Below are 12,329 nucleotides of genomic sequence, written 5' to 3' on the forward strand. Positions count from 1 at the left end.
GCGTCCTATTATGTTAATTAACAATATATAGAGGTATTATGTTTCGTATAAATATCTTTTTATACTCTTTTTAGGCGTTTTTTCAAACTCTGTAGGATAAATATGTATGGTAGAAATAGTCTCATAATTTGCGACAGACTTATTTAAAACCTGCTTATTTTCTTCCATTATAGCATCTAAATCGGTTGACGACAATCCGGTTACATTCATCGTCTCATAATCAGGATAAACCAAAGCGACCAATTTATTATTCCGCGTTACAACCAGAGATTCTGTAACATAAGGTAAATTATTCAGCTTTGCCTCTATTTCTTCGGGAAATATATTTTGCCCGCTGGCTCCCAATATCATAGTTTTACTTCGACCCCTCAGGTAAATCCTGTTATCTTTATCTATTGTACCTAAATCGCCTGTTTTAAGCCAGCCATCCTCAGTAAAAGCAGCTTTTGTAGCCTCCTCATTTTTATAATAGCCCTTCATCACATTCTCTCCTCGAACCTGAATTTCGCCCAAGGTATTATAAGGATCAGGGGAATCCACCCGAACTTCCATTATCGACAATATCTTGCCACAGGAAGTCGGCACAAAATCATAGTGGTGATCGTATGAAATCAAAGGCCCGCACTCGGTCATTCCATACCCAACTGTAAAAGGGAATTTAATTTTATGTAAAAAACTTTCCACTTCTTTATTAAATGCAGCACCTCCAATGATAACTTCGGTAAAAGAACCACCTAAAGCATCCACTAAGCCTTTTCTGATTTTTGCATAAATCTGATCCTTTACCAGAGGAATCTTTAATGCCATTTTAATACTTGATTTTTCAAGTTTCGGCAAAATAGCTTTCTTGTATAGTTTTTCTATAACCAAAGGAACAGTAACTATCAGATTGGGTTTTATTTCAGAAAATGCAGCAGCTAATATCTTAGGAGAAGGAGCCTTACCCAATAAAGTTACATGAACCCCCTCCGACAATGCGTAAAGAAAATCGAATGCACATCCATACGCATGAGCTAATGGTAAAAAGGAAACAACCCTATCTCCTCTAAATAACAAATCCAACTTTTTAGCATAGGTTACATTTCCTGCTAAATTATTAGCCAACAACATAACACCTTTACTAAACCCGGTAGTTCCGGATGTATAATTGATCAGAACCATTTCCGAATTATCGACACTTGCATACACTATATCGTCTTTAGTGAAACCATTTGGGTATTTGCAGGTCATCTCATTATCCAAATTCTGGATAATAGACTTTATATGCTTCTTACTATTATCATATATACACGAGAAATCGGATAAAGTAAAAATACCTGTTAAATGTGACATTTGCCCTTCTTCCAATCCTTCCCAGACCGAATCATTTACAAAAAGTAGTTCCGATTCCGAATGATTTACAATATGGTGTACATTATCAGGGTGAAAATCCTGAAGAATAGGAACTATAACAGCACCATAAGTTATAGTAGCCATATAAGCGATACACCATTGACGAGTATTTTTGCCAATAAGTGCAATTTTAGTTCCTTTTTTTATTTCTAATTTATCAAATAAAATATGCAAACGAGCAATTTCTCTTGCCAAATCTTTATATAATAATGTATTGGAGTCTCCATAGTCGGACAATGCTGGTAAATCCCAGTTATATTTGAAACTGTCCTCATATAATTTAATGAAATTCTCTTTAATCATAAAAACTGCTCATTTTTTTATTATTTGTGCAAAAATAGATACAACAATGGTATTTCCAAACTTTTTTAACTTCAATATTGATCCATTTTGTGTATTTTTGTAAGCTATTTATAATTATATATTTATACTACATTGAGTATCAATACATACTCAATCATATTTGCTTAATAAATAAATGACAGATAATACTATATTCGAAAATAAACTTGCCGCCTATCTCACTTTAGGATGTAAGTTGAATTTTGCTGAAACTTCGGCTATTGGAAAACAATTGTCGGAAGTGGGGGTACGTAAAGCCCGCGAGGGAGAAGTTGCCCATATATGCGTAATAAACACTTGTTCTGTTACTGAATTTGCAGATAAAAAATGCAGACAAGCCGTTCGAAAACTTATCAAAGAAAATCCTGGGGCATATGTTATTGTAACAGGATGCTATGCCCAACTTAAACCCGATGATATAGCCTCGATAGAAGGTGTTGACATTGTGCTGGGAGCTGAACAAAAGTTGGATGTGATAGCATATCTTGACGAACTTAAGAAAAAAGAAAAAGGCACGGTCTTTACCAGCAAAACCAATCATATAAAAACCTTCGTACCCTCTTGCTCAAAAGACGATAGAACCCGTTACTTTCTCAAAGTACAAGACGGTTGCGACTATTTCTGCTCTTTCTGTACAATACCATTTGCCAGAGGAAGAAGCCGTAATGGCAGCGTAGCGGACTTAGTAAAACAAGCCGAGGAAGTTGCTGCAAACGGAGGCAAAGAGATTGTTTTGACAGGTGTAAACATAGGAGATTTTGGGAAAACAACCGGAGAAACATTCTTTGATCTGGTAAAAGCCCTTGATAATGTAGAAGGAATTGCCAGATATCGTATATCATCTATCGAACCTAACCTTCTAACTGATGAGATTATAGAATTTGTGGCACAATCGAAACGATTTGCTCCCCACTTCCATATCCCATTACAATCGGGTTCTGATACCGTATTGAAATTAATGAAACGGAAATACGACACGGCTTTATTCAGGCATAAGGTTGAAAAAATAAAAAGTATCTTACCACATGCTTTCATAGGAGTAGATGTAATTGTAGGCACACGTGGCGAAACCGATGAATATTTCGAAGAATGCCGACAATTTATTGAGAGCCTTGGCATATCGCAACTACATGTATTTACCTATTCGGAACGCCCCAACACACAAGCTCTGAAAATAGAGCATATTGTTGATGTTAAAACCAAACATGCCAGAAGTAAAGCTTTATTAGATATATCGGATCGAAAACTTAGAGATTTCTACCTGTCTCAAAAAGGACTACTCAGAAAAGCACTCTTTGAGCATTCTATACACGATAATAAAATGTACGGCTTCACAGAAAACTATGTAAAAATAGAGCGCGAATACGATGAAAGACTCGTAAATGTGGTAGGTGAAGTGCATCTAGGTGGATTAAATATAGAAGGAACAGCCGTAGTACTTCAATAAAATGAATAAAATAGTATACAACATAATATACGCCGTATTATATACACATGCTCTACTACCACTTAGAGTATTGTATATACTATCCGATTTATTGTATATTCCTGTATATTATATTGTCAGATACAGACGAAAGGTTGTAAAAGAAAACCTTTCAAATTCGTTTCCAGAAAAAAGTGAGAAAGAGTTGTTAAAGTTAGAACGAAACTTTTACCATCATTTCTGTGATTATTTTGTTGAGACTATCAAGCTACTCCATATAACAGATAAAGAGATACAAGAAAGAATTACGTTCAAAAACATTGAGTTAGTAGCAGAACTGATGAAGGATGGAAATTCTGCCATTATGTATCTTGGTCATTATGGAAACTGGGAGTGGGTACCATCCATCACTTTAGAGTTTAAAGAAGACACCTTATTAGGACAAATCTATCGCCCGCTTAAAAATGAAGCTTTTGATAAACTCTTTCTTAAGATACGAAGTCGCTTTGGAAGTGTAAGTATTCCTAAAAATAACACTTTGAGATCTATTATTCAGTATAAGAGATCAGGACAAAAAGTACTTATCGGATTTATGTCCGACCAAACTCCATCCTGGAATAATATCCATTACTGGACAAAATTCATGAATCAAGATACAGCTGTATTTACAGGTGTTGAGCGAATAGCCAAGCAAACAGGCTTTTCGATAACCTACCTCGATATCATAAGGGTCGAAAGAGGCAAATATAACTGCGAAGTAAAGTTAATCTCAGCAAATCCAAAAGAGGAGCCTGAATTTGCAATCACAGAAAAATATATTCGTGAGATGGAAAAAACCATCTTACGAAGTCCTGCTTATTGGCTTTGGACTCATAAACGCTGGAAATATAAGAAAAAAGATTTCGTGAACGAATGAAAAAAGCATCTGTTGTTATTCTAAACTGGAATGGGAAGCGGCTTCTCGAAGAATTTCTGCCTTCTATCATAAAATATACCAATAGTGCTATTGCTAATATTGTTGTTGCAGACAATGCATCGACCGACTCTTCTCTTGCATTCATCAGACAACACTACCCCAGCCTATCTATTATCGAGTTATCCGAAAATTATGGCTATGCAGATGGATACAATCAAGCCCTAGCTCAAATAAATACCCAATATTCAATACTTCTAAATTCGGATGTAGAAGTTACAGAAAACTGGCTTGAACCTTTACTCGATTTTTTAGAAACAAATGAAAATGTAGCTGTTGTACAACCCAAAATATTAGCTCAAAGAGATAAGGCATATTTTGAATATGCAGGAGCAGCAGGTGGATTTATAGATAAATATGGTTACCCATTCTGTCGGGGAAGAATCTTTGATTCAGTAGAAAAAGATATAAATCAATACGATCAACCCATTGATATATTTTGGGCATCGGGAGCATGTCTAGTTATTCGTACAGATATATTCAAGCTAACAGGAGGCTTAGACAGTGCTTTCTTTGCACACATGGAAGAAATTGATCTATGCTGGAGATTAAATTCACGAGGATTAAAAGTGGCATGTATACCTCAATCAGTAGTATATCACGTAGGCGGAGCTACCTTAACTGAAGAAAGTCCTAAAAAAACCTTCCTGAACTTTAGAAATAATCTTCTGATGCTTTATAAAAACCTAGAAGAGAATGAGTTTAAACATATCTACAAAATACGATTTATTTTAGACTATTTAGCAGCTCTTCAGATGATAGCCAAGGGAAAATTTAAGAATGCCAAAGCGACCCATCAGGCTCATATGGAATTCAATAAAATGAAGAAGAATTTCAGTAAGGCTAGAAAAGAGAATTTAGAAAAACAAACAACACAAAATATAGCTTCAATATTTCCTAAAAGTATATTATGGCAATTCTTCCTTAAAGGACACAAAACATTTAGTTCTTTAGTATGGAAGATAAATAATTAGCCTTTTAGGTCTGCTTTCTATGCAATAAATTCATATATCCTCTGCACTTTTTTCAGATCTACTTCTCTCAAGAGGTTTAAAGTGATATTACCAAAGCATAAAACACTAATAATCAATATATTAAATTCAACTATAGAGGGAATTATTTAATTCTTATTTTTCCAAGAAAAAGAGAAGACTATTCATTTTAATGATTTATTATATTCTTCGGGAGTTTTATCTTTTTTTTCTAACATATTTATCTCTTTCAAATTTCAGCATTCTCACAGTTCTATACAAAAGAAAATTTCACAGACAAATTTCATACCCCTCGATCAAACCACTACTATACACAAGTATAACTCTAAACATTAATTAACATTGTATATTTTTTAAAATAGAACTAATAAACTTAAAATATAGAGTTTAAATACACTATTAATATACAACAATAGTATAAATAGAGATATCGCTTATTGTATACCCTTTAAAACAATCTTATATTATTCTATTCAGAGTAAAAAGACTAATCTATCTTTTTTCTAAACAAATAATAATCAACATAAAATTCCTTATAATCTAAAACTTTGACAAAGATTCTCAAAAACAGCTATTACAATTATTTTCAGTTATCAGATTAAGCAATTATGGCTATTTGTCAGTTTCGTAAGCAAAGCATCAATAAACAGTTGCAATCTTTAGATATGTTATCAACTATTTTCTTTTATTTATTAAAGACATAAAAGAAAAAGCTCATTAAAAGGAAATATAAAACCCATAAATACAGCTAATTTATTATAATTTATCAGCTATCAAAATATAACCAGCAATATATAATAATATATTACATATTAAGATTGACAAATCAATTAAAAACTAGCCTATAACATAAATCACTTATAATCTAAACATTAAAAGAACCACCTATATATATCGATAGATTTTTTAATTAAATTCAAGAATAAAAATCTATTTTCATAAGACCTTTTCCTGTATTTGTTGAAAAGCGATTTCTTGTGAGATTTCAGACAAATTAATCCAGTTAATAGAGGTATCTCTTTTAAACCAAGTCATTTGTTTTCGCGAATAAATTCGAGAATTTTGCTTAATCTTCTCAATGGCAAAATCCAAAGTCCATTCACCATCCAAATATTTGAATAGCTCTTTATACCCAACCGTATTTAAAGAATTACTTATTCGAAAAGGATAAAATCTTTCGGCCTCAGCCAATAAGCCATCATCTATCATTTTATCAACTCGCAGATTGATTCTTTGATAAAGTTCGTCTCGATTTCTCATCAATCCAATTTTGATAATTTCGAAAGGACGTTGCTTTACTCTATTAGTACGGAAAGAAGAATAAGGCTTACCCGACATTAAACAAACTTCGAGTGCATGAATAACCCGTTTGTAGTTTTTCAGATCTACCTGATCATAAAAGATGGGATCTAAAATTTTTAATTGTGAACGAATAGGCTCTAGCCCTTCCTTCTCGTAACGGTCATAAAGCTCTTTACGAAGATTTTCATCTATCGTGGGAACTTCATCGATTCCTTTGCACAATGCATCTATATACATCATTGAACCTCCGGTGACAATCAAAATATCATTTGTTTGGTGTAGTTCGGAGATTATTTTAAGTGAATCTGTCTCAAATTCGCTGGCACTATAATATTCTTCGATACCGAGTGTGCCTACCATATAATGAGGTACGCGAGACAATTGTATCTCAGTAGGGGCAGCAGTTCCTATTGAAAGACCTTTATATAACTGACGTGAGTCTGCTGATATAATCGGACAATTCCAATATTCAGCCAGACTCACGCTTAATTCGGTTTTACCAACTCCGGTTGGTCCTAATAATACAAGAAGTTTCTTCATTAAAAATTCTCACCATCTGACGCAGGCAGAGATTCATCTAAACCGTCAAAGCCTTCAGCATCCAATTCATCCAGATCATAGCCTTCATCTCCGTAAAAATTTTCACCTGTATCTATACCTGTACTTTTTACTTCAAAATCATCGAAATCGATAAATTGAACAGGAGCATCTCCTAACGATTTTGTACAAATAGCTTCATCTAAGTCTTTTCCTGTAATAATCTCTCTCAATTCAATAAAAAAAGATCTTTCGGTCATATAGTCAAAGACATACATAAGCTTTTGCTTCTCATCTTCAAGGAAATCATTCAAGACTGAGTCTTCCATTATATAGGAGTCTTCTTCCGAACTTGTATCCATTTCGGTCAAAGTTATTTCACGCTCTTTTTCCCAGTTATCGCTACAAATAAAGAATGAAGACATTTCACCCTCTTGATAGTTTACTGATGAAAGAATAGCTTTGTGTAAGTCCAGAAAAGTTGCGTCAGCATCTATCTGAATTTCCCTTTTGAAATCCTCCACTTCATCTGACAACATTAAAAACCTAAATACCATGAGTTTAGTTAATTATTTTCTTTATTAATTAAATATTTCAAACTTGTTATTTTCCTGAATATTTATTATATAACTATCAATCTATATTGAAGTTACTAAGAAACAGATAGATTTATTACCTTTATTTATTTTTCAAAGTTATATAAAAGAATTATATCTAATTACTCTAATGTTATCTTTTTCGTGTTTTTATTGTAAATGGGCAAAACATGAGTCGTATCAAATTGCAGACAAAAGTCAGCAACATCCAAAAGGTTATGTGCTTCAAGACGCTTCATATGCTCACCTCTCTTTATGTAAGACAAGATATTTGGTTTAGCTTCTTTCCACATAGATAATGCTACACCTGCAGCATCGAAGCTGGCATTATAGCCCCCTTTTTCTACCAGAATTTCAGCAAGAGCACCTCCAAATAGACTATCCTCTAAATTGAATTTATCTTGCCAGCCGGCACAAAGCACCAATACATCCTTCTTTTGCGAAAGGCAAAAATCAGCCACAGTCGAAATATTAGAGAACGAACCTATTATCAGACAAGAACAATTCTCAGCCATATCTATAGCATGCGTTCCGTTAGTCGTAGAGATAACAACATCTTTCCCCTCAACCTTTTGTCTTGTATATTCGGATGGAGTATTTCCAAAATCACCAAATTCAAATTTCACTACATTCCTTTCTCCTCCTACCAGATACCCTTTATCTTTATAAGCTTTTGCTTCTTCGACTGTTGCAACGGGCATAATACTTGCAGCTCCATTATTTAAAGCCATACACATAGTGGTAGTTGCCCGAAAAATATCGACCACCACCACAATCGTATTATTGTTTTCTACGTAATACGGATATAAAATCGGGGAAAAACAAACGTCTATTTTCATTGTTAGTATAACTTATATTTTATGCCAACCGGCAATTGAAAAAGTAGCACGACAAGGTGCCAGTAGTTACAAAAAGTAATCAGAAAGGTGACAAAAACGACTATCAAGTGTTACTTTTTTAATTTACACAACACACTGTAAACCAACAACAAGAATTAAAAAAGGTGACAAAAGTGACAAAAGTTACATTTTTTAATGGCTTTTTCTTTTTCTTTCTTTTGTTGTTACCTTTTCGCCAGCCCAACCTTCTAAAAGAAGAGAGGACAGAATAAAGATTCTTTTACAGATAGATAAATCGTTCCAACCCTTGATTTTTATTATTAAAACAAAGCTACAAAAAAATAACAGGCTACAAAAGCCGCAAAGAGTCTTTAGCTAAACTTATATAAATTCATTACCTTTGCAGACTCAATTAAAATAATAGAATGATACAAATAGATGATGCCATAGTAGCATTAGACATTATAGAAGAAAATTTCATCTGCGACCTTTCTGCTTGTAAAGGAGAATGCTGTGTAGAAGGAGAGTCAGGAGCTCCTCTTGAGAACGAAGAAGTCGAGATTATCGAAAAAGTATTACCCCTAATATGGGACGACCTGTCACCAAAGGCTCAAGAAGTTATCAACAAACAAGGTGTTGCTTATCAAGACAGAGACGGCGATATGGTCACCTCAATTGTAAACGGTAAAGATTGTGTATTTACCTATTACGATGAAAAAAGTGTATGCAAATGTGCCATTGAAAAAGCATACAGAGAAGGTAAAACCGATTTCTACAAGCCGATTTCCTGCCACTTATACCCTATAAGGTTAGAGAAATTCAGAGAATTTACAGCAGTCAATTATCATAGATGGCGAATATGTAAAGCAGCTGTATTATTAGGTAATAAAGAAGGGTTACGAATATATCAATTCCTGAAAGAACCATTGATTCGCAAATTTGGAGACGCGTGGTACAACGAGTTATGTATTGCGGCAGACGAGTATAAAGAAATGAAAAAAAACGGGTTGACTAAATAAAGTCAACCTTTTTTATTTAAATTATCAAAAAGACTACTTATATAGGGACGTTCGAAATCTTCCGATTTGATAATCTTACCATTTACAACAAGTAAATCAACATCTATTTTTATTATCCCTTGTGATTTTTCTTCTGACCGACGACCTATTTCCGATTCTATTCTCTTCAATTTCTCGGCTACAATCAGTTCACTGTCCTCTGAATTAATTAATGCCAACTGGTTATAAAAATCAGAGTGATAAGTTTCACCATATGGTTCAGTATTAATCATCTCAGAAAATACCACTTCAGGATAATCTTTACTAAGCAGATAACGGCAACGGGACATATTTGCTGCCCTGTTTTCGTTCGATCCCATGCTTATAATAAATGTATTCATAACAGTTTGCAAATATACATTCATTTTTATTAAAAAGTGCCAGATTAAATATTTTGAATTACCTTTGTTTAAGGTCATATACACTAAATAAATATAGACTGAACTATATGAAAAAAGCACTTATATTTCTTCTTTTAACTTTTGTCGGGTATATTCAACTTATGGCGAATACCGATACTCCTCTTATATATAGAATCAATATCAAGCAAGAAATAGGTCCCGTAACATGGCAGTATTTACAAAACGGATTGCACCTTGCTGAAAAAGAAAAAGCCGATTACATACTTATCGATATGAATACCTATGGGGGAACTGTTGTTGAAGCCGATTCGATGCGAACAGCTATCTTAAACAGTAAAATACCTGTATACGTATTCATTAATAATAATGCAGCATCGGCAGGAGCTTTGATAGCTATTGCCTGTGACAAAATATTTATGCGGAACAGTGCCAATATAGGAGCAGCAACGGTTGTTGATGCCTTGGGTGAAAAAGCTCCTGACAAATATCAATCTTATATGCGGTCGTTAATCAGATCTACCGCCGAAAGTCACGGTAAAGACACGCTTATATCGCAAACCAATGATACTACATTTACATGGAAACGAGATCCTCGCATTGCAGAAGCAATGGTAGACGAGCGTGTAGTTATTCCCATATTGACCGATACCACCAAAGTATTGACATTAACAGCAAATGAAGCGGTTAGTGTCGGATATTGTGACGGTATTGCCGAAAACATCACTGAAGTAATAGTGAAACACATGAATATCGAAAACTATGATATTCAAACATATAACCCTACAATATTTGATTATATAAAAAACTTTCTCACCAATGGAATAGTACAAAGTATTCTCATTATGGTTATCATAGGCGGTATATATATAGAACTTAAGACTCCCGGAGTAGGTTTACCCGTTGCTATGGCTATTACGGCAGCCTTATTATACTTTACCCCTCTATATATGGATGGCTATGCTCAGAATTGGGAAATTATCATATTCGTCATAGGACTTATTCTCATAGCATTCGAAATATTTGTCATACCCGGATTTGGCGTGGCGGGCATCAGTGGAATTGCACTTACTGTTCTGGGGTTATTCCTTAGTTTGGTGGGGAATGTTGATTTTGACTTTACAGGAGTATCAGCTGACCAAACTCTCAAATCATTTATTACGGTCATTGTAGGAATACTGATGTCGTTTGTCCTTATCATCACCTTGATAAGCAGAATAGGAAAAAAAGGAAGCATGTTCAGAAATATTGCTTTGACAAGCGATCAAGAAGGGTTTATTTCCGTACCCGAAGAGCAAAAACTTATGATTGGAAAAATCGGACACGCTGCCACCGTTTTAAGACCATCGGGTAAAGTGATTATAGACGGTCAATACTATGATGCTGTTGCCAATCAAGGATTTATAGAAAGAGGAAAGAATATCAAAGTCATTAAATACGAAAGCTCTCAACTATATGTTGTTGAAATAAAAGAGTAAACGAGTCTACAAGTAAAGCAAACTAAAATATATGAAATTTATAGGAATCATACCTGCCAGATACGGATCATCACGCTTTCCCGGAAAACCCCTAGCTGATATGGCAGGAAAACCGATGATACAAAGGGTATACGAACAAGTTAAAAAAGCGATTGACGAAGTTTGGGTAGCAACCGACGATGAACGTATTCTAAAAATTGTAGAGGATTTTGGAGGAAAAGCCGTCCTCACATCTCCCGACCATAAAAGTGGAACAGACAGATGCAATGAAGCTTTTTCGAAAATTGGAAACGGCTTTGATGTCGTAATCAATATACAGGGAGATGAACCTTTTATTCAACCTCAACAAATCGAAACACTTAAATCTTGTTTCGATTCTAAAGAAACCGAATTGGCTACTTTAGTAAAACCATTCAAAAAAGAAGATGGCTTTGAGGTACTTTTCAATCCAAATTCGCCTAAAGTAGTTTTGAATAAAAATAGCGAAGCTATTTATTTCAGCCGTTCTATTATCCCCTATATAAGAGATGCTCATCATACAGAATGGCTTGACAAACATATATTTTACAAGCACATAGGTATGTATGCATACAGAGCTAATGTCTTGAAAAAAATTACCTTGCTACCTCAATCGAATCTTGAATTGGCTGAATCTTTAGAACAGCTTCGATGGATTGAAAACGGTTATAAGATAAAAGTCGGACTTACTGATATAGAAACTATTGGTATTGATACTCCCGAAGATATGGAAAAAGCAATTAAGCTACTAAATCTAAATAACTGATTTGATTTACAAACCTTGCAATAAGATGACAAAAAGTACAAAACCGTCATTTATATAAAAATCTAATAAACAGAAAACTAATCTTAAAAACATTACAAAAGTGACAAAAGTGACAACTTTTTCACTTCGTTTTTCGTGTAACCTTTTTTGAGTTGTTTGAGCTAAAATAAAAAGATAAGTTTGTTTCCATAAATACTTTCTTATACAGATAAATTTTCAGGATAAAACAGACTCATATCTCTTTTAAATAG

The 12,329-nt window shown here is 34.1% G+C and carries 11 protein-coding genes; 6 read left to right on the top strand and 5 right to left on the bottom strand.

What is annotated here, in order from left to right; translation table 11 throughout:
* Positions 1 to 36: 36 nt before the first annotated feature.
* Positions 37 to 1,695, bottom strand: coding sequence for an AMP-binding protein (locus tag G7050_RS16700; RefSeq protein ID WP_166117402.1), 1,659 nt, complete (start codon positions 1,693 to 1,695; stop codon positions 37 to 39).
* A gap of 175 nt (positions 1,696 to 1,870) precedes the next feature.
* On the opposite strand from G7050_RS16700, the gene mtaB reads away from it, so the two are divergent.
* The 3 genes from mtaB to G7050_RS16715 are packed head-to-tail and all read left to right on the top strand — an operon-like array spanning position 1,871 to position 5,107.
* Positions 1,871 to 3,181 carry a tRNA (N(6)-L-threonylcarbamoyladenosine(37)-C(2))-methylthiotransferase MtaB gene (gene mtaB, locus G7050_RS16705; protein ID WP_166117403.1) on the top strand — a complete coding sequence of 437 codons (1,311 nt, stop codon included), beginning with the start codon at positions 1,871 to 1,873 and terminating at the stop codon, positions 3,179 to 3,181.
* A 1-nt stretch (position 3,182) separates the two neighbouring features.
* A complete protein-coding gene (locus G7050_RS16710; protein WP_166117404.1) occupies positions 3,183 to 4,076 on the top strand; it encodes a lysophospholipid acyltransferase family protein in 894 nt (297 codons plus the stop codon).
* Positions 4,073 to 5,107: a glycosyltransferase family 2 protein gene (locus G7050_RS16715; RefSeq protein ID WP_166117405.1), complete on the top strand. Its 1,035-nt coding sequence runs from the start codon at positions 4,073 to 4,075 to the stop codon at positions 5,105 to 5,107. The genes G7050_RS16710 and G7050_RS16715 overlap by 4 nt, the downstream gene beginning before the upstream one ends.
* Positions 5,108 to 6,061: 954 nt before the next feature.
* On the opposite strand, the gene miaA is transcribed toward G7050_RS16715, so the two are convergent.
* From miaA to G7050_RS16730, 3 genes are all read right to left on the bottom strand, one after another.
* Positions 6,062 to 6,967, bottom strand: a complete 906-nt coding sequence (gene miaA / locus G7050_RS16720; protein WP_166117406.1) for a tRNA (adenosine(37)-N6)-dimethylallyltransferase MiaA — start codon at positions 6,965 to 6,967, stop codon at positions 6,062 to 6,064.
* A complete protein-coding gene (locus G7050_RS16725; RefSeq protein ID WP_166117407.1) occupies positions 6,967 to 7,521 on the bottom strand; it encodes a plasmid pRiA4b ORF-3 family protein in 555 nt (184 codons plus the stop codon). The genes miaA and G7050_RS16725 overlap by 1 nt, the downstream gene beginning before the upstream one ends.
* 161 nt (positions 7,522 to 7,682) lie before the next feature.
* Positions 7,683 to 8,399, bottom strand: coding sequence for a 2-phosphosulfolactate phosphatase (locus G7050_RS16730; RefSeq protein WP_166117408.1), 717 nt, complete (start codon positions 8,397 to 8,399; stop codon positions 7,683 to 7,685).
* A 425-nt stretch (positions 8,400 to 8,824) separates the two neighbouring features.
* On the opposite strand from G7050_RS16730, the gene G7050_RS16735 reads away from it, so the two are divergent.
* Positions 8,825 to 9,418, top strand: coding sequence for a DUF3109 family protein (locus G7050_RS16735; protein WP_166117409.1), 594 nt, complete (start codon positions 8,825 to 8,827; stop codon positions 9,416 to 9,418).
* A 2-nt stretch (positions 9,419 to 9,420) separates the two neighbouring features.
* On the opposite strand, the gene G7050_RS16740 is transcribed toward G7050_RS16735, so the two are convergent.
* Positions 9,421 to 9,822 carry a 2-amino-4-hydroxy-6-hydroxymethyldihydropteridine diphosphokinase gene (locus G7050_RS16740; RefSeq protein ID WP_166117410.1) on the bottom strand — a complete coding sequence of 134 codons (402 nt, stop codon included), beginning with the start codon at positions 9,820 to 9,822 and terminating at the stop codon, positions 9,421 to 9,423.
* 83 nt (positions 9,823 to 9,905) lie between these two features.
* On the opposite strand from G7050_RS16740, the gene G7050_RS16745 reads away from it, so the two are divergent.
* Together G7050_RS16745 and kdsB are read left to right on the top strand one after the other, a co-directional pair.
* A complete protein-coding gene (locus G7050_RS16745; RefSeq protein WP_166117411.1) occupies positions 9,906 to 11,294 on the top strand; it encodes a nodulation protein NfeD in 1,389 nt (462 codons plus the stop codon).
* Positions 11,295 to 11,325: 31 nt separating this feature from the next.
* Entirely contained in the window at positions 11,326 to 12,078 is a 753-nt protein-coding gene (gene kdsB, locus G7050_RS16750; RefSeq protein ID WP_166117412.1) for a 3-deoxy-manno-octulosonate cytidylyltransferase, read from the top strand.
* Positions 12,079 to 12,329: the final 251 nt, after the last annotated feature.

Source organism: Dysgonomonas sp. HDW5A (assembly GCF_011299555.1).
Classification (GTDB): domain Bacteria; phylum Bacteroidota; class Bacteroidia; order Bacteroidales; family Dysgonomonadaceae; genus Dysgonomonas_A.